The 17854-nt window shown below is 58.9% G+C and carries 18 protein-coding genes and 1 tRNA gene; 8 read left to right on the forward strand and 11 right to left on the reverse strand.

Going from position 1 to position 17854, the window contains the following annotated elements:
* The first annotated feature begins 117 nt into the window (after window positions 1-117).
* Genes ACTJK5_RS16055 through ACTJK5_RS16070 form a run of 4 tightly spaced genes read left to right on the forward strand, consistent with a single transcriptional unit; the run spans window position 118 to window position 4088 of the window.
* Window positions 118-1284: a Gfo/Idh/MocA family protein gene (locus tag ACTJK5_RS16055; RefSeq protein ID WP_112953159.1), complete on the forward strand. Its 1167-nt coding sequence runs from the start codon at window positions 118-120 to the stop codon at window positions 1282-1284.
* Complete coding sequence (locus tag ACTJK5_RS16060) at window positions 1281-2855, forward strand: sugar ABC transporter ATP-binding protein (protein ID WP_313590783.1); 1575 nt, start codon at window positions 1281-1283, stop codon at window positions 2853-2855. The genes ACTJK5_RS16055 and ACTJK5_RS16060 overlap by 4 nt, the downstream gene beginning before the upstream one ends.
* Window positions 2848-3789 carry an ABC transporter permease gene (locus ACTJK5_RS16065; protein ID WP_112953155.1) on the forward strand — a complete coding sequence of 314 codons (942 nt, stop codon included), beginning with the start codon at window positions 2848-2850 and terminating at the stop codon, window positions 3787-3789. The genes ACTJK5_RS16060 and ACTJK5_RS16065 overlap by 8 nt, the downstream gene beginning before the upstream one ends.
* Window positions 3786-4088 carry an antibiotic biosynthesis monooxygenase gene (locus ACTJK5_RS16070; protein WP_113179965.1) on the forward strand — a complete coding sequence of 101 codons (303 nt, stop codon included), beginning with the start codon at window positions 3786-3788 and terminating at the stop codon, window positions 4086-4088. Before ACTJK5_RS16065 ends, ACTJK5_RS16070 begins: the two co-directional genes overlap by 4 nt.
* A gap of 234 nt (window positions 4089-4322) precedes the next feature.
* Here the strand turns inward: ACTJK5_RS16070 and ACTJK5_RS16075 are convergent, their stop codons facing one another.
* The 3 genes from ACTJK5_RS16075 to ACTJK5_RS16085 form a co-directional block, all read right to left on the reverse strand.
* Window positions 4323-4592 (reverse strand): DUF6538 domain-containing protein, encoded by a 270-nt coding sequence (locus tag ACTJK5_RS16075; protein WP_236769483.1) that lies wholly within the window; start codon window positions 4590-4592, stop codon window positions 4323-4325.
* A gap of 157 nt (window positions 4593-4749) precedes the next feature.
* A tRNA-Gln gene (locus ACTJK5_RS16080) sits at window positions 4750-4823 on the reverse strand.
* 109 nt (window positions 4824-4932) lie between these two features.
* Window positions 4933-5370: an Lrp/AsnC family transcriptional regulator gene (locus ACTJK5_RS16085; RefSeq protein WP_112953152.1), complete on the reverse strand. Its 438-nt coding sequence runs from the start codon at window positions 5368-5370 to the stop codon at window positions 4933-4935.
* A gap of 129 nt (window positions 5371-5499) precedes the next feature.
* On the opposite strand from ACTJK5_RS16085, the gene rocF reads away from it, so the two are divergent.
* Window positions 5500-6420: an arginase gene (rocF, locus tag ACTJK5_RS16090; protein WP_112953491.1), complete on the forward strand. Its 921-nt coding sequence runs from the start codon at window positions 5500-5502 to the stop codon at window positions 6418-6420.
* Between the two features lie 13 nt (window positions 6421-6433).
* Window positions 6434-7522 carry an ornithine cyclodeaminase gene (locus ACTJK5_RS16095; RefSeq protein WP_440598884.1) on the forward strand — a complete coding sequence of 363 codons (1089 nt, stop codon included), beginning with the start codon at window positions 6434-6436 and terminating at the stop codon, window positions 7520-7522.
* Here the strand turns inward: ACTJK5_RS16095 and ACTJK5_RS16100 are convergent.
* Window positions 7517-8401 carry a DMT family transporter gene (locus tag ACTJK5_RS16100; RefSeq protein ID WP_440598885.1) on the reverse strand — a complete coding sequence of 295 codons (885 nt, stop codon included), beginning with the start codon at window positions 8399-8401 and terminating at the stop codon, window positions 7517-7519. The two genes, ACTJK5_RS16095 and ACTJK5_RS16100, sit on opposite strands and share 6 nt — an antisense overlap.
* Window positions 8402-8631: 230 nt before the next feature.
* Here ACTJK5_RS16100 and ACTJK5_RS16105 point away from each other — a divergent pair, with 230 nt between their 5' ends.
* Window positions 8632-10929, forward strand: a complete 2298-nt coding sequence (locus ACTJK5_RS16105) for a heavy metal translocating P-type ATPase (protein WP_440598886.1) — start codon at window positions 8632-8634, stop codon at window positions 10927-10929.
* A 95-nt stretch (window positions 10930-11024) separates the two neighbouring features.
* Here ACTJK5_RS16105 and ACTJK5_RS16110 read toward each other — a convergent pair whose 3' ends face one another.
* The 5 genes from ACTJK5_RS16110 to ACTJK5_RS16130 form a co-directional block, all read right to left on the reverse strand.
* Entirely contained in the window at window positions 11025-11486 is a 462-nt protein-coding gene (locus ACTJK5_RS16110) for a molybdenum cofactor biosynthesis protein MoaE (RefSeq protein WP_440598887.1), read from the reverse strand.
* 3 nt (window positions 11487-11489) lie between these two features.
* Window positions 11490-11744, reverse strand: a complete 255-nt coding sequence (gene moaD, locus ACTJK5_RS16115; RefSeq protein WP_153310789.1) for a molybdopterin converting factor subunit 1 — start codon at window positions 11742-11744, stop codon at window positions 11490-11492.
* Window positions 11744-12331 carry a CDP-diacylglycerol--glycerol-3-phosphate 3-phosphatidyltransferase gene (gene pgsA, locus ACTJK5_RS16120; protein WP_062427575.1) on the reverse strand — a complete coding sequence of 196 codons (588 nt, stop codon included), beginning with the start codon at window positions 12329-12331 and terminating at the stop codon, window positions 11744-11746. Before pgsA ends, moaD begins: the two co-directional genes overlap by 1 nt.
* A 102-nt stretch (window positions 12332-12433) precedes the next feature.
* Window positions 12434-14476 carry an excinuclease ABC subunit UvrC gene (gene uvrC, locus ACTJK5_RS16125; RefSeq protein ID WP_162739600.1) on the reverse strand — a complete coding sequence of 681 codons (2043 nt, stop codon included), beginning with the start codon at window positions 14474-14476 and terminating at the stop codon, window positions 12434-12436.
* Window positions 14473-15240 carry an SDR family oxidoreductase gene (locus tag ACTJK5_RS16130; protein ID WP_113227170.1) on the reverse strand — a complete coding sequence of 256 codons (768 nt, stop codon included), beginning with the start codon at window positions 15238-15240 and terminating at the stop codon, window positions 14473-14475. The genes uvrC and ACTJK5_RS16130 overlap by 4 nt, the downstream gene beginning before the upstream one ends.
* A 369-nt stretch (window positions 15241-15609) precedes the next feature.
* On the opposite strand from ACTJK5_RS16130, the gene ACTJK5_RS16135 reads away from it, so the two are divergent.
* On the forward strand, window positions 15610-16260 hold the full coding sequence (locus tag ACTJK5_RS16135; RefSeq protein ID WP_062445385.1) for an outer membrane protein: 651 nt from the start codon (window positions 15610-15612) through the stop codon (window positions 16258-16260).
* 74 nt (window positions 16261-16334) lie between these two features.
* Here ACTJK5_RS16135 and ACTJK5_RS16140 read toward each other — a convergent pair whose 3' ends face one another.
* On the reverse strand, window positions 16335-16928 hold the full coding sequence (locus tag ACTJK5_RS16140) for a glutathione S-transferase family protein (protein ID WP_440598888.1): 594 nt from the start codon (window positions 16926-16928) through the stop codon (window positions 16335-16337).
* A gap of 17 nt (window positions 16929-16945) precedes the next feature.
* Window positions 16946-17674 (reverse strand): ribonuclease T2 family protein, encoded by a 729-nt coding sequence (locus ACTJK5_RS16145; protein WP_440598889.1) that lies wholly within the window; start codon window positions 17672-17674, stop codon window positions 16946-16948.
* Window positions 17675-17854 lie beyond the last annotated feature (180 nt).

The raw sequence follows: 17854 nt of genomic DNA on the forward strand, positions 1-17854 counted from the left end.
CTTACAGCGCGCGGTGCGGAAAATCCGCGCCGCGCCAGGAGAGCCCCGGTAAGGCGATCGCTGATCCCACCGGCATGTTGAGCAGCGTATCGCTGCACCAAATTAGGAGATACCTCGATGACGAAAGTGATGAACGTCGCCATGATTGGCGGCGGCTTCATGGGCAAGGCGCATGCCATGGCCTATGCCGCTATGCCGATGTTCTTTTGGCCGGCTCCGGCGATCCCGCACCGCAAGGTGATAGTGGATGTGACCGACGGCATGGCCGAGGATGCCCGCCAACGCTTCGGTTTCGAGGAAGCTTCCTCGGATTGGCGCGCCACGGTCAACCGGCCGGATGTTGACGTTGTCGATATCTGCACGCCGAACAATGTCCATGCTGAGATCGCCATAGAGGCGGCAAAGGCCGGCAAGCATATCATCTGCGAGAAGCCGTTGGCTCGCACCGTGGAAGAAGCTCGCGCCATGGCCGAAGCGGTCAAACAAGCCGGCGTGATCAACATGGTGGCCTTCAACTACCGTCGCACCCCAGCCGTTGCTCTGGCGAAGAAGTACATCGATGAGGGTCGGATCGGTCGCATCCTCAATTTCCGTGGCACCTATCTGCAGGACTGGTCGGCGGATCCGGATTCACCGCTTTCCTGGCGCTTCCAGAAGAAGATCGCAGGCTCGGGCGCGGTCGGCGATATCGGCACCCATGTGGTCGATCTCGCGCACTATCTGGTAGGGCCGATTGCGGAGGTCATCGCGCTGACCACGACCTACAACAAGACCCGTCCGCTTCAACAGGGCGGTATCGACAAACTTGGTGCGGCGGAAAAAGCGGCCGACGCTGAACGTGGCGACGTGGATGTGGACGACGAAGTCGTATCCATGCTGAAATTTGCCAATGGTGCGATCGGTAGCCTTGAGGCGACCCGCAATGCCTATGGGCGCAACAATTTCATCACGCTCGAAATCCACGGTACAAAGGGCTCGATCCACTTCAACTACGAACGCCGTGACGAGTTGCAGGTCATGTTTGCGGACGACCCGGCTGATGCGCGCGGCTTCCGCACCGTGTATACCGGTCCGGCGCACCCCTATGGTGGCGGTCTCTGGCCGATCCCCGGCCTTGGCATCGGATATTCGGAAACGAAGATCGTCGAGTGCTACGACTTCTTCCAGGCGATCGCGAAGGGCAAGCAGCCGAGCCCCAATTTTGAAGACGGCCTGCTGACCGAACTTGTCGCGGATGCTTTCATCCGCTCCGGTGAGTCGGGTGTATGGGAGAAGGTGGGATGAACGACAGCGCCGCAGCCGTTCGGATGACAGGCATTTCGAAATCCTTCGGGGGCGTCCGCGCCCTTGAAGGCGTCGATCTCGAGGTGTTGCCCGGCGAGGTTCATGCCCTGTTGGGCGGCAACGGCGCTGGCAAATCCACGATCCTGAAGATACTGAACGGAGTTCATCGGCCTGATCAGGGCACGATCGTCGTCGCCGGACGCGCATTGACGGCTCACACGCCGGAAGAATCACGTGACGCCGGCATTGCCATGAACTACCAGGAAATGAGCCTTATCCCGACGCTGACGGTGGCGCAGAACGTGTTCCTGACGCGTGAAAGCCGCACCGGCACCGGATTGATCGACGATGCGGACGCGGAGCGCCGCGCCGCTGAACTTTTTGCGCGGCTTGAGGTCTCGGTCGATCCCCGCGCCCTGGTCGGCGATCTCGGTGCTGGCCAGAAGCAGTTAACCGAGATCGCCAAGGCGATTTCGCAGGATGCGAAGGTTCTCGTTTTGGACGAGCCCTCGACGGCGCTCGCGGTCTCCGACGTCGAACGCCTATTTGTCTTCCTTCAAAAGCTGAAGGCCGAGGGTGTCGCAATCATCTATGTCAGCCACCGCATGGACGAGATCGCCCGCATCGCCGACCGCGCGACCATTCTGCGTGACGGCCGGCACGTCGTCACCGCGCCGCTTTCCGAGCTACCGATCGACACCATGATCGAGCATATCGTCGGCAAGCGCTCGAAAGGACTTTCGGACGTCGTGCGAGGCTCTTACGTCAGGGGAAAGGTCCTGCTGGAGGTCAGCAATCTCAGCGGTGCGCACAAGCCTGAGCATGTGTCCTTCGCGCTGCACGCCGGCGAAGTCCTCGGCCTGGCCGGGCTTCTGGGTTCTGGACGGTCTTCGCTCGCGCGGCTGCTCGCCGGTATCGATCCTGCTGCAAGCGGCATGATCAGCATCAAGGGCAGGGAGGTCTCGATCCGTAAGCCCGGCGATGCGATCGACAACGGCGTGGCGCTGGTTCCAGAGGCGCGGGCCACCCAGGGCATCATTCCTGCGCATTCGGTGGCATCGAACATGGTGCTCGCGGTCATCGAACGGCTGTCGCGTGCCGGTGTGGTCAACCGCAAGGCCGTGGTCGACCTCACGGACAGGCAGATTGCGCGGCTTTCGATCAAAACAGCGAGCCGCGACCACGCCGTGGCCACGCTATCAGGCGGCAACCAGCAGAAGGTGGTGATCGGCAAGTGGCTGGCCACAGATCCCGACATACTCATTCTCGACGAACCGACAGCCGGAATCGACATCGGCTCGAAGTCGGAGATCATTCGTCTGGTGCGGGATCTTGCCGCCTCCGGCAAGGCCATCATCATGATCTCCTCGGAGCTTTCGGAACTGCTGACCGCTTGCGACCGCATTCTCGTCATGGCGGATGGACGCGTTTACTCGGACCTTCCTCGCGAGGCTTTTGACGATCCGGCAGTGGCGGTGGACGACCCGGCGCATCGCCTGCAGGCAGCGGAGCAAAAGCTCCAGACCGAAATACAGCGGGCGCTCGCAGCCCAGGAGACGATCAATGCTTAAGGCTTTCGCCGCCAACTGGCGCCAGAACATCATCTATATCGGCTTCATCGCCATCTTCGTCGTGTTCGCGGTGACGCTGAACGACAAGGGCTTCCTGACAGCCAACAATCTGCTCAACATCGTGCGCCAGACGGCGATGATCGCTGTCATGGCAATAGCCATCACCTTCGTGCTGTCGGCGGGCGAGATCGATCTCTCGGTCGGCGCGGTGGCAGGCCTGACGACGGTGACCGTCGCCATGGCGATAGCCGTCGGCGGACCTTTTGCAGGCGTGCTGGCAGGGATTGCCACAGGTCTAGCGGTCGGGTCCTTCAACGGCTGGCTGACCACGCGCATCGGCATTCCATCCTTTCTCACGACGCTGGCGATGATGGGCATCGCCAAGGGCGTCGCCATGTGGATTTCCGCGACCGCTGCGGTTCCGATCCTTTCGCCCGGCTATTCGTGGCTGTTCGGCGGTGGCAATCTTGGTCGGATTCCCGTGCTGCTGGTGTGGATGCTCGTGCTTGGCGTCATCGGCCATATGGTGCTGCGGCGCACAGGATTTGGTCGCCGTGTGCTCGCGACCGGCGGCGGCGAAACCGCTGCACGCTATTCCGGTATCGATACCCGCAACATCAAATTCAAGGTTCTGGTAATGTCGTCCTGTGCAGCGGCTCTGGCAGGCATGCTGTATGCAGGGCGTCTGCAATCAGGCCGCTTCCAGCTTGGCGAGGGTGACGAACTCTCGGTCATCGCAGCGGCGGTGCTTGGCGGCACCAGCCTGTTCGGCGGGAAGGGTACCGTGGTCGGTACCATTGTCGGGGCCTTGATGATCGGGCTTATCAACAACGGCCTCATTCTGATGGGTCTGGAATTCAGCCAGCAGTTGATCGCCCGCGGCGGCATCATCATCCTGGCCGTCGCCCTCAGCCAGAAGAAGTCGGCATCATGACCGTTACCATTATCGGAACCGTAACGGCTCGCCCCGAATACCGGGATGAGCTACAGGCTATTCTAAGTCGTCAGGTAGCCCCGACACGGGCGGAAGGCGGCTGCATCAACTACGACTTCCATGTGGATGCGGCAGATGACTGTGTCTTCGTTTTCTACGAGAACTGGAGAAGCCAAGGGCATCTCGACCAGCACATGAAAATGCCGCATCTCGTACCGCTTCTATCGCAGATAGACAGACTGCTGGCAAAGCCGGTCGAGATCCGACACCTGCGGATGATCGGCAACCCGGCCACATGAGCGAGCATTCAGGGCACCGGCCTTCTTGATTAGGCTAAAAGCGGCCTGGTTCTCCTGGCTCCCTTGTCTTCTTCCATAGTGGCAAATGTCGAAACCGACTATATCGGTGAGTACACAGATACGCCCGTCAATTTCCGCGGCGATGTCCCGGAAGGGTTTACGGGGACGGAGAAGTAGCTATCGACATCGGACCAATGTGAGGTACACCTCTGGATAGACGGCAAACGGTCGGCCTCATTGCAAGAAGTCCGCGATGAAGCAGATAGCGGACGACAATACCTGCCTCAACGTAAGCGTGGTCTTTTTCCAATGCAATATCAGTTCGGCGACCAGCATGTTCAGCTTGCGGCCGATCGCCTGCGCTTTCTTATGATCAGAACAGTGAAGGCTCAATGAAAGCCGGCTGCCTGGTTGGCATTTCACGAAGGCGCTTGGGACGCGCGCACGCCAATAGAAGATGTTGCCGCGGCGGGTGAGATTCTCGACGTCGTGGCGGATCGCCATGAGGTTTTGCCCTTGCCTGCCACCTGAGATGCCGGCGCGCCTATTGCGCGTGGGCATCACCTGTGGGCTACAGTTCTGGGCATCAGGTCGCCAATGATGCCAAAACGATATCCGGCACGACTGGAAAATCAAGGAATTAAGACATTTTAGGGAGAATTGGCTGGGGAACCTGGATTCGAACCAAGATCGACGGAGTCAGAGTCCGCTGTTCTACCATTGAACTATTCCCCAATCCGAGAAGCGCCGGGCGCTTTCGTTTGGTGGGTCGTCATATAGATGATTTGGTTGGCTATGCAAGCTGAAAAATGCATTTTTTCCAAAGCTTGTTTTTCGGTTCAGGTCAAAGCCTTGCTTTGGTGGATCTCTGTGTCGAGAGGATCAGGCTGGTTTCGCTGCCGGTGATGCCAGGGACGAGGCGGATGCGGCGGAGAACTGCGTCGAACTCGGTGAGCGTTGCGGCGCTCAGTTCGACGATCAGGTCCCAGCGGCCGTTGGTGGAGTGGATTTCGGAAACCTCCGAAATGCCGCCGAGGGCGCGGATGACGCGGTCGGTGACGTGGCCTTCGATCTCGATCATCATGATGCCGCGTATTGCGTTTTCTACCGCGTCTGCGCGCAGGATAACGGTGTAGCCGATGATCGTGCCGTTGTGCTCCAGCTTCTCCATGCGCGTGCGGATCGTAGCGCGGGAGGCGCCGGTTTCAATTGCCAGATCCGATATGCTTCGTCGTCCGTTGTGGCGCAGAAGCGTGATGAGCTTTTCGTCAAGTTGATCCATGGCAAACCATTTTGGCAGGACTATTGATCAGAATGATAAGCCTAATCAGGAAACTTGCCAATCAGTACTATTCAATCTGCCATCTTAGTGTGGTTTCATGATCAAAAATCGGGAACTGGAGACGACATGATGGACTGCAAGTTGATCGGTGTTCCGCTGCAGATTGGGGCAGGGCAGCTCGGATGCGAGATGGGGCCCAGCGCTCTTCGGGTCGCGGGGCTGAAGGTAGCGCTTGAAGAGTTGGGGCATCATGTCAGCGATCTCGGTAACGTGTCGCCGGCGCCTTTTCGCGATCTCCAGCATCCGAACGCGGCGGTGCATCACCTTCCCGAAACGGTCGCCTGGACCGAGGCCTTGATCGAGACAGCCTATCTCGAAAGTGCAAATGCCATGCCGATCTTCCTTGGCGGTGACCACGCTCTCTCCGCCGGCACGGTTGCCGGGCTGTCGCGCCGGGCTGCCGAGCAGGGGCGACCACTTTTCGTGCTTTGGCTGGACGCCCACACTGATTTTCACACGCTTGAGACGACGAAGAGCGGTAATTTGCATGGCACCCCGGTCGCCTATTACACGGGGAGACGTGGCTTTGCAGGTTACTTCCCGCCGCTTTCGCATCCTGTCGATCCGAACAATGTCTGCATGATCGGCATTCGAAGCGTCGATCCGGCAGAGCGTGCGGCGCTAAAGGATTCCGGGATCACCGTGCATGACATGCGCATGATCGATGAGCATGGCGTGGCCGCGCTGCTGCGGGAGTTCCTGGCGAAGGTCGAGGCGGCCAATGGGCTGCTGCATGTCAGCTTCGATGTCGATTTCCTCGATCCGTCGATTGCGCCAGCTGTCGGCACGACGGTGCCGGGGGGCGCCTCTTTCCGTGAGGCGCATCTGGTGATGGAGATGCTGCATGACAGCGGTCTCGTCAGCAGCCTCGATCTGGTGGAGTTGAACCCGTTTCTGGATGAACGTGGGCGCACCGCGACCCTGATGGTGGATTTGACCGCAAGCCTGATGGGCAAGCGCGTTCTCGACCGTCCGACACGAGCAGGTTGAGGAGGAACTGACCATGACAGCCATTGCGAAACTGAATATCGTTCCCTTCGTCAGCGTCGATCATATGATGAAGCTGGTGCTGAACGTTGGCATCGACACTTTTCTTCGCGAGCTTGCGGACGTTGTCGAAGAGGATTTTCTGCGCTGGGAGTCCTTCGACAAGACGCCGCGGGTCGCCTCCCACTCGCAGGAAGGGGTGATCGAGTTGATGCCGACGAGCGACGGTACGCTTTACGGCTTCAAATATGTCAACGGGCATCCCAAAAATACGCGCGACGGCCGGCAGACGGTGACGGCTTTCGGCGTTCTGTCCGATGTCGGCAATGGCTACCCGATGCTGCTGTCCGAAATGACGATCCTGACAGCACTTAGAACCGCCGCCACCTCTGCCGTTGCGGCAAAACATCTGGCCCGGGCGGATGCGCGCTCCATGGCGATCATCGGCAACGGTGCGCAGAGCGAGTTCCAGGCCCGCGCGTTCAAGGCAATTCTCGGCGTCGATCACCTGCGGCTTTACGATATCGATCCGTTGGCAAGCCGTAAATGCGAGGCAAACCTACGCGGGCTCGGTTTTTCGATCACGATCTGCGACAGCGCCGAGCAGGCTGTCGAAGGTGCAGACATCATCACCACCGTCACCGCAGACAAGCAATATGCCACGATCCTGACCGACAACATGGTCGGCCCAGGTGTCCATATCAATGCGATTGGTGGTGATTGTCCCGGCAAGACGGAGTTGCACCGCGATATCCTGCTGCGCTCGGATATCTTCGTGGAATACCCGCCGCAGACGCGGATCGAAGGGGAGATCCAGCAGCTGGATGCCGATCATCCGGTCATCGAGCTGTGGCAGGTCATGGCGGGCAAGACGGTGGGTCGCACGAGCGAGCGGCAGATCACGCTGTTCGACAGTGTCGGCTTTGCCATCGAGGATTTTTCAGCGCTGCGCTATGTGCGTTCCAAGCTGATGGAAACGGGTCTCTTCGAAGAACTCGATCTTCTCGCCGATCCCGACGAGCCGCGCGATCTTTATGGCATGCTGCTTCGATGCGAGGCGGCGATGTCTGCTGCCGACACACAGAGGCAGCCTGCGCTTTCATAGTCCTTGAAGTCGGCGTCTTCTGGCTGTGAGTTGCTCGCGCCAAATGGTGAAGAGGCCGGCTGCGATGACGATCGCCGCGCCAAAAACCATATGGGCGGTCAGCACTTCCCCATAGATCGTGACGCCGACGATCGAGACCAGCACGAGCTGGTAGTAGGAGAAGGGCTGCACCGAGGCCGCATCCGCCAGCTCGAAAGCGCGGATCAAAAGGTAATGGCCGCTCATGCCGGTGATGCAAAGCGCCAGCATCCACAGCCAATCATGCGCAGCCATGTTGACCCAGTAAAAGGGACCGACCAGCGTCAGCGCTGCGGCGCCAGCAACGCCGGTGTAAAAGAAGCTGGTCATGGCTGTATCGGTGCGGCTGGCAAGCCTGGTCATCACACCGTAGAGCGCCAGCATGAAGGCGGCGACGAAGGTCAACAGGAAGGTCAGATCGAAGCCCGTTTCGCCGGGGTTGATGATGATCAGCACGCCGATGAAGCCGACCAGAATGGCGCACCAGCGCCGCCAGCCGACCTTTTCCCCCAGCATCGGCACGGAAAGTGCCGCGACGATCAACGGGATGCAGGCGAAGATGGAGTGCGTGTGCGCCAGGCCCACGAGCTTGAAGGAGAAAATCGAAAGAACAATCTGCGCGGCAAGCAGCACGCCACGGCTGATCTGCAGCAACAGCCGCTTGGAGCGCATCGTGGCTTTCAGGCCATCGTGAGAGCGTGCGGCCAGAATCACGGCGAAGACCGCAAAGGCCCAGTAGCGCAGCATCACGACAAAGACCGGCGGGTAGTACTGGCCGAGATGCTTGGAAATGCCATCCTGCACGGCAAATATCGAAAACGCCCCAAGGGCGTAAAGAAGTCCGGTTGACTGGCTGGGCATCGCTCTCTCTCGGCATATCGGCGGGAGGGAGGATATGCCGATAGTCTGATCACCAAACAATCTAGCGAAAAATGGCGGAAGCGAAAGGCCGGATCAAATCTCTTCCGTTCCCTTCACCAATTTATATGCAGCACATGCCGCGTTGAATTTTGCGAGAAATCTCATTTTGGTCTTGTAGCTCTAGTGGCTAGAGGTCGTAAGACGTGTTCAGCAAAATGAGGACCGACGAGATGAGCACGGATTTACAGACCAGATTTCGGGTTGGCGGCATGGATTGCGCCTCTTGCGCCAGCAAGATCGACACTGCCGTTCGGCGCATGCCGGGCGTGGAAGACGTGTCGGTCTCCGTCACTGCGGGAACGATGAGCATCCGTCACGATCAGACGAGCGATCTCGATGCCATAGGAAAGAAGGTTCGGGGCCTTGGCTATTCGGTCGAGCGATTGGCTGGGCGCCACGTCGATAACCAGACATCGGCGAACCATGGTGGGGCCTGCTGTGGGGGTCATGCGCATGACCATGCGAATGGCGACAGCCACACGCATTCCAGCCCGGCCAACGATCACGATGCCCACGACCACGATAGCCACGAACATGGCAAACAGGACCGAGGCGACCGTGCCGCCGCGGTCGAGGGATTGCATGGCCATGACCATGAGCCGAGTGACGGCCCCTGGTGGAAAAGCAAGAAGGGGCGTGCAACGCTGTTGGCCGGCGCCGCCCTGGTGGTGGCCTATGTGATCGGCCACCTTGTGCCGTCCATCCAGTTTTATGCCTTCGCCATCGCCATGCTGGTGGGCCTGGTGCCGATTGCGCGCCGGGCCATCATGGCAGCGCTCGCCGGCACGCCCTTCTCTATCGAAATGCTGATGACCATTGCGGCCGTTGGCGCCTTGGCCATCAACGCGACGGAAGAAGCCGCTGCCGTCGTCTTCCTGTTTTTGGTGGGCGAGTTGCTGGAGGGCGTGGCCGCTGGCAAGGCACGTGACAGCATCAAGTCGCTCGCCGCCCTCGTTCCGAAGACCGCACTGTTAGAAGAGGCGGGCAAAACCAGCGAGGTGCCGGCCGAAAGCCTTGAGATCGGCGCCATCATTCTTGTTCGTCCGGGTGATCGCATATCGGCAGACGGCGTCATCGTGTCCGGCGAAAGCGCGATCAACGAAGCGCCGGTGACGGGGGAGAGCGTACCTACTCAAAAGAGCGCTGGCGACAGCGTGTTTGCTGGCACTGTCAACGGTGACGCTGCATTGCGGGTCCGCGTTACGGCGGCCGCAGCCGACAACACGATTTCGCGCGTGGTGAAGCTGGTTGAGGAGGCGCAGGAAAGCAAGGCGCCGACCGAGCGCTTCATCGATCGCTTCTCGAAATATTACACGCCAGGCGTCGTGGTCGTTGCCGCGCTGGTTGCGCTTGTGCCGCCGCTTCTCTGGGGGGCGAACTGGGATGAATGGATCTATAAGGGCCTTGCCATTCTGCTGATCGGCTGCCCATGCGCGCTGGTCATCTCCACCCCCGCCGCCATCGCCGCCTCGCTTTCGGCAGGCGCACGCAGAGGCTTGTTGTTGAAGGGAGGCGCTGTATTGGAAGGGCTCGGTCGTCTGACGGCGGTGGCGCTCGACAAGACGGGCACGCTGACGGAAGGCAAGCCGAAGGTCACCGATATTGTATCTTTCGCGTTGTCGGAACCCGAGACCCTTCGTCTGGCAGCAGCGCTTGAGACGGGCTCCAGCCATCCGCTTGCTATCGCGATCTTGGAAAGGGCCACGGAGAACCAGATCGCCCTTCCAGCGGTCAGCGATGCCAAGGCGCTTGGCGGCAAGGGCGTGTCGGCCACCGTGGAAGGGCAGTCGGTCTTTCTTGGCTCGGCGAAAGCGGCCTCGGGGTTGGTGGATATTCCCACGGCGGATCAGACCGCGATCAGTGCGCTGAGTAATGAAGGCAAGACGGTTTCGGTCCTCGTGGTGGATGGCAGACTGGCCGGTGCGATTGCCATGCGCGATGAGCCGCGTGCGGATGCCGCTGACGGTTTGAAGGCGCTGAAGGATGCGGGTGTCAGGGTCGTGATGCTGACGGGGGATAATGCCCGCACGGCAAGCGCTATCGGCAAGACGCTCGGCATCGAGGTGCGCGCAGACCTTCTGCCGGAGGACAAGCAGCGTATCGTTGGTGAACTCAAGCAGCAGGGTCTCGTCGTCGGCAAGGTGGGCGACGGCATCAACGATGCGCCGGCACTTGCCGCTGCCGATGTCGGCATTGCGATGGGTGGCGGAACGGATGTGGCGTTGGAAACGGCCGACGCCGCCATCCTGCATGGGCGCGTCGGCGATGTCGCCCGAATGATCGATCTTTCCAAGCGGACGATGCGCAATATTTATCAGAACATTGCGATCTCGCTTGGTCTGAAGGCCATCTTCCTCGTCACCACCATCATCGGTGTCACCGGTCTGTGGCCAGCAATCCTTGCCGATACCGGCGCCACGGTACTTGTCACCATGAATGCGTTGCGCTTGCTGAGGGTTGCGAAGTAGGGAGCAGCTCAAAACCAACCAGCGACGGTGTCTCTGGCTTCACTTCGGCGAAGTCTGAGACCGTTCATGTGGTTACATGGAGACGATCGAGAGCCTCAGCGCCACTTTTCCTTGGCGCTATCATCGGCATCTTTAGCCGATACCCAACCGCCCGCAGTCCCATCCGTCCCGTGCTCCTTCTTCCAGAAGGGAGCGGCGGTCTTCAAATAGTCCATGACGAAGTTCGCGCCATCGAAGGCGGCTTGGCGGTGGGATGAGGCGGCGATGACGAGGACGATATTGTCCCCGGTGGCGATCTTGCCATAGCGATGGATCGCAGTCAGGCCACGAAGGTCGAAGCGCTCGATGGCAAGCCTGGCGATCCGCGTCATTTCCGCCTCTGCCATGCCCGGATAATGCTCGAGCTCCAGCGCAGAAAGGGCGCCGCCTTCATCACGGCAGAGACCGGTGAAGGTGACAACAGCACCAATCCCTGCGTCATCTCGCGTCAAGAGCCTGGCTTCTGCGGCAGGGTCGAAGTCTTCCGCCTGAACGCGGATGGTCGGGGTCACGCCCATCGGTCAGCCACCGGTCATGGGCGGGAAAATGCCGATCTCCCGCGCGCCGACGATGCTTTCGTGATGCTCGATATGCTCCTGATTGACCGCGACGCGAATGACATTCGGATATTCGAAGGCCGCCTCGTATTCTTCGCCAAGACCTTTCAGGTAAAGGATCAGTTCGCGCGCCGTCTTCACTTCAGCGGGAAGGTCGATATCCTCCTCCGATTTACCGATCTTTTCGCGCACCCAGGCGAAATAAACGATATGGGTCATCACTCTTCATCCACGATGTGGCGCAGGCCAGCCTTGAAGTAGTCATAGCCGGTATAGATCGTCAGCGCTGCGGCGATCCACAGAAGGCCGATGCCGATCTCGGTGGTGTAGGGCAGGATCGTGTCGCCCGCCGGTCCGGCCAGAAGGAAAGCGATGGCCACCATCTGGATCGTGGTTTTCCACTTTGCAATCCGCGTCACAGGCACGGACACCTTCAGCGCTGCGAGATATTCGCGTAGGCCCGAAACGAGAATTTCACGGCAAAGGATGGTAATCGCTGCCCAGAGCGACCAGCCTGCAATCGTGCCGTCGGCTGCCAGAAGCAGCAGGATCGAGGCGATCAAGAGCTTGTCGGCGATGGGGTCGAGCATGCGGCCGATATTGGAGGTCTGGTTCCAGATGCGCGCCAGATAGCCATCGAGGAAATCGGTGATGGAGGCGATGATGAACAGCCAGAGCGCGGTCCATCGCGCGAAATCCGAACTTTCGAGTTTTCCTTCGACGAAGAAACACAAAACGATGACCGGTACGGCCAGAATGCGGCCGTAGGTCAGGAGATTCGGGATGTTGTATGCGCGCGAAGCCATGGAAAACCTGTCTATCGATATCAGAGCGTTGATGACGCCCTGCGGTTGAAGCGTCAACACCTCTTTGTGTTTTTTTAGCGGGCGGCGGCAAAAGCCGCCGCGTCACTCGCGGCCGCTCTCATGGAAGTGATTGTATATCTGTTTTGCGACAGTTTCTGAAATGCCGCCCACAGCCATCAGATCGCTGAGCGCTGCACGCGACACGGCTTTCGCCGTGCCGAAATGCTGCAGAAGGGCGCGCTTTCTCCCTGGTCCGATGCCGCTCACTTCATCGAGAGGATTCTTGATCATCTCCTTCTTGCGCCGCGCCCGATGCGAGCCGATGGCAAAGCGGTGCGCTTCGTCGCGCAGGCGCTGCACGAAGTAAAGAACGGGATCGCGCGGTGGCAGCGAAAAGTCGCTGCGCGTATCGGTGAAGAAGCGCTCGCGACCGGCATCGCGGTCGACACCCTTGGCAACGCCAATCGCGGTGACGCAGTCACGAATGCCGAGTTCATCGAGAATGGCACGTACCGCTGACATCTGGCCTTGACCGCCGTCGATCAGGATTACATCGGGCCAGGCCGGAAACGGCATATCTGCGGCATCTTCCGGAGACACAGGCTGGCTGCGGTCGGGCCTGCCTTCTTCTTTCAGCAGGCGGGAAAAACGACGCGTCATCACCTCGCGCATCATGCCGAAGTCGTCGCCGGGGGTGATGTCCGTCGATTTGATGTTGAATTTGCGATACTGGTTTTTAACAAAGCCGTCCGGCCCTGCCACCACCATGCCGCCCACCGCATTGGTGCCCATGATGTGGGAGTTATCGTAGATCTCGATGCGGCGCGGGATGTAAGGCATACCGAAGGTCTCGGCGAAGCCTTTCAGCAGGCGCGCTTGAGACGAGGTCTCGGCGAGCTTGCGGCCATGGGCTTCGCGAGCATTGCCCAGCACATGATCGACAATGTCCTTTTTTTCGCCGCGCTGCGGCACCGAAAGGACGACCTTGTGACCGGCCTTTTCGCTAAAGGCTGCAGCCAGCAATTCCTGTTCGTCCACAGTTTCAGACAAAAGAATCTGCCTCGGCACCGGCTTGTCATCGTAGAACTGTGCCAGGAAAGCATTGAGAATTTCCGAGCCAGGAAGCGACGGGTCGGCCTTGGGGAAGTAAGCGCGGTTGCCCCAGTTCTGGCCGGTGCGGAAGAAGAAGACCTGAATGCACGACACGCCACCTTCGTGATGGATGGCGAAGACGTCAGCCTCATCAATCCCGGCAGGGTTGATGCCCTGGTGACTCTGAACGTGCGAGAGCGCGGCAAGACGATCGCGATAGATCGCGGCGCGCTCGAAATCGAGATCTTCCGAGGCCTCGTTCATCTGCCGGGCAATCGTCGACTTCACGCTCTGGCTTTTGCCGGAAAGGAAGTCCTTGGCTTCCTGCACGAGCTCTGCATAGGCCTCGTCGCTGACCTCATGGGTGCAAGGGCCTGAACAGCGCTTGATTTGATAGAGCAGGCAAGGCCGTGTGCGGCTCTCGAACACGCTGTCGGTGCAGGTACGGATCAGGAAGGCGCGCTGCAGCGAATTGATGGTTCGACCGACCGCACCGGCAGAGGCGAAGGGACCGAAATAGGCGCCCTTGCGCGCTCTTGCACCGCGATGCTTGAAGATCGCCGGCGCTCGATTGTCGGCCGTGATCAGAATATAAGGAAACGACTTGTCATCGCGCAACAGCACGTTGAAGCGTGGGCGGAAGCGCTTGATGAGGTTGGCTTCCAGCAGCAGCGCTTCCGTTTCGGTGCGGGTGGTGACGAACTCCATATGAGTCGTCAGCCGCACCATCTGGCCGATGCGGTTGGAATGCACACGGCCTTGGGCGTAGTTGCTGACACGCTTCTTCAGCGAGCGCGCCTTGCCGACATAAAGAACGTCGCCAGCCTCGTTGAACATGCGATAGACGCCGGGATTGTTGGGCAGGTGTTTGACGAATTCGCCAATCAGATCCATGCCCTTCAGGCCGGACTCGTTCTTCCAGCCGGCGTTCCAGTCGATGCCGGCGCTGTCCCGCTCCACGGCGACATCGGCGGTGGAAAGTGCAACATCGTCTTCATCGTCGTCGGTTTCATCGAAGAGAACACCGCCATCCGGCAGCTTCTTTCCGTTCATTCATTAATCTCCGCCACGTCCGGGGTTTCCCAGCCAAGATGCTGTCCCCCGTCGAGTGCGATCATCTGGCCGGTCATCGAGGGGGTATCGTAAAGAAAGCGAATCGTCCGCCCGAACTCATCGGGCTTCGGACCTCTCTTCAATATAAGGGCGTCGACCTGCGCCTGAAAGTCCTCGGGGCTCTGTCTCTCATTTTTAAACGTTGGGCCAGGGCCGATGGCGTTGACCCGGATGCGTGGCGCAAAACTTTGCGCGAGTGTCTGCGTTGCGGCCCAAAGCGCTGCCTTGGACAATGTGTAGGAATAGAAGCGCGGATTGAGCGCCAACACGCGTTGGTCGATAATGTTGACGATCAGGCCGGAATGCTCCTGCGGCAGTTGCTTTGCAAATGCGGCTGAAAGGATGGACGGCGCACGCACATGCACGGCAAAATGCGCGTCGAAGGTCTCGGCGTCAAAATTTTCGGCCTCGTCTTTATGAAAAACAGAGGCGTTGTTGACGAGAACCCCCACAGGTCCAAGGGCTTTTGTTGCCTTTTCCATCAATTCGGCGGTGGAGGCGCAATCCATGAGGTCGGCCTGTAAGACGACCGCCTTGCCACCTTTTTGCCGTAAATCGTTAGCGAACTCTTCGGCTTCGGCCAAAGAAGAACGTGCGTGGATCGCCACCGCAAACCCTTCGCAAGCAAGATAATCGGCGATGGCTTTGCCGATGCGGCGCGCTGCACCCGTGATCAAGACGGTCTTCGGTATAGTCTCTGTCAAAGCGGACTCGTGCTCTGCTTATTCCACATTTACCTGTAGATATAAATCGAAACCATGAGGTTTGCCCACATCCGAATGGCGTTATACAGATTTATCAGGCACAAGTTTTGCCAGCTTAATTTCATGTAAACACAAGTAAAAACGCGCTTTGCTTAAATTAACGATCCATTATCCTTAATAGATTTCTGTGTCCTTTTGGCAACGTCCAATTTCTGTCACGGCTGTGCCTCAATCAATTCACATTTTGGCTCTGTGATTTCCTCATTCCCCCATCATTTTGCATTTCCAGACGGGCAGGGAACTAACTGTTTTGTACCGCGTTGGGACCGAGTGTTTGAGTGCCCCCGCGGGTTTGAAAAGGAGAATGGCATGCGTACTATCGTTGCAACACTTTTGGCTTCTACCATGGCCGCGGCAGCTTTCTCGGCAGCACAGGCAGCCGATGCGGTAAATGAAGTTCCGCAGGCGCCGGTCGCAGTTGAGCAGCCCGCACCGATCAAGGATTGGTCTGGCGCATATCTCGGTGGTACCGTGAACTACGACTGGGGTCGTTTCAGCGGCAGCAACAACGGTCGCGACGCTGACGGTTTCGGCGGTGGCCTCTATGGTGGTTACAACTGGCAGAACGGCCAGATCGTTTACGGTGGTGAAGCCGATCTCGCTTATGGCGATGAGAAGGGCTCCGCTGGCGGCACCCTCGAAGGCAAGCAGAAGCTGAACGGCTCGCTGCGCGCTCGCGTCGGTTACGACATGAACCCCTTCCTGATCTACGGTACGGGTGGTCTTGCAGTTTCGAACAACGAAATTCGTGACACTGCAACCGGCAGCAAGGACGACAAGACGGCTCTCGGCTACACGGTTGGTGCCGGTGTCGAAGCTCTCGTCACCGACAACATCACGGCACGTCTTGAGTATCGTTACACCGATTACCAGGACAAGGACTTCGCCATCAACGGTGGCAACGTCTCGCGCGGCTTCGACGACCACAGCGTCAAGGCTGGTATCGGCGTCAAGTTCTAATCTGCCAGACAGTATGCGGAAAAGCCGGGGTTCTCCCCGGCTTTTCTGTTTCCACATCGAGTAAAATTCGGCGATCAGGCGGCGGATTTCAGTTCCGTATACTGCTTGAACTTCTTGCCGAATTTTTCCGGCCAGTCCGCGAGCCGCTTGCGGCCATCCGCCCACTGTCCACTGAAGCGCAAATCGAGATAGCCGATCATCGCAGCAAGGGCGAAGTGGCCCCCATTCAGCTTCTTGCCGGTCTTCGGCAGATTGTCGTTCAGGAAATCAAGCGCCTTCACCACCTTGCGCCATTGCTTGTCGATCCACTCCTGGTGAACCTTCTCTTCCGGGCGGAAGCGCTTTTCGTAAACGATCGCCAGCAGGCAATCCGTCACACCGTCGCAAAGTGCTTCGAGGATTTCGGCCTCGGTGCGCTTGGCATGCTTTTTCGGGTAGAGCTTTCCGCCAGACAAGCGATCGAGATAATGCATGATCGCGACACTGTCGTAGACCGAGCCACCCTCATGCAGCAGCACGGGGATCTTGCCCAGCGGATTGTTGTCGATCAACGTAGCGGGTTCGGCATTGGTATCGACGCGAACATCGGTGATGCCGATATCCAGATAGCGCGCCGCCATGCGCACCTTGGCGGAATAGGGGGAGGCAGGAGCATAAAGCAGTTCCATTGGTTTTTCCTGTTTCACTATCGGATGGGAATGATCTCTGCGGCATTCGACCGGCAGCCCTGGCGATCGACCTCAGGGCAATCGCGGAAGGACAAGGTCTTGGACAGGCAGATCCGCACCTCCTCCAGTCGCGGACCTTCGCAGCTGATAGCGATGCCACTCTTTGTCATGCCAGGATTGGCATCCACAAAAGCGGATTCGATAGCGTCGGCGGAAAGCCGCTTGCTCTGATCCCCGGTTGAGAGGTCGGCAGGTATCTTGATGCGGTCATAGGCATCACGTGTCTTGTCGAAATATTGTTTCTGCGTCAGGCCACTGCAACTGCCATGCTTGCGCCACTGGTGGCCGATCAGCCCCATGGACGGCATGATGTCGAACATGCTTCGTCCAAGGTTGTCAGGCACGCGCTCGTTTTTGTCCGCGCCGCAGAATTCCGGATAGCCTTGGTCATTCTGAGGCCAGAGACCATGAACCACGAAACCGAACTTTCGATCCGAGCCGCATTGCTGCCGGCTGTTGCGTCCGGCGTCACTGGCACAGAATGCTGGAGACCAGGAGAGCGACAGGACGTAGAAATCGAAGCCTGTTTCCGAGGTTTTAGCTGTGTCTTGTGCGCTTGGCACTGAGGGGGGTGCGGTTTGCTGGGTCGCAGGACCGGACGCCGGCTGGGGTTGGCCCAGAAACACCCAGCCAGCCGCTGCCAATGACAGTGCGCCGAGTGCGATAAAACCGAAATACTGTTTCATCGAGGGCGCTGTCTTTCTGGCAAGGATGACGATTTGTTGAACAGGCTTCGGGTTTTATACCATCTTCTGCCTATGGCAAACAGACCACCGAAAAATCATCTCTCCGGCATCCTTCGTGTTGAACCGGAGTTAGTATAACGAATAAGCTTGTCGAATCCGGCATCACGCCTTGCCGGAGGG

This window comes from Agrobacterium sp. 22094, from assembly GCF_052046015.1.
Lineage (GTDB): Bacteria > Pseudomonadota > Alphaproteobacteria > Rhizobiales > Rhizobiaceae > Agrobacterium > Agrobacterium cavarae.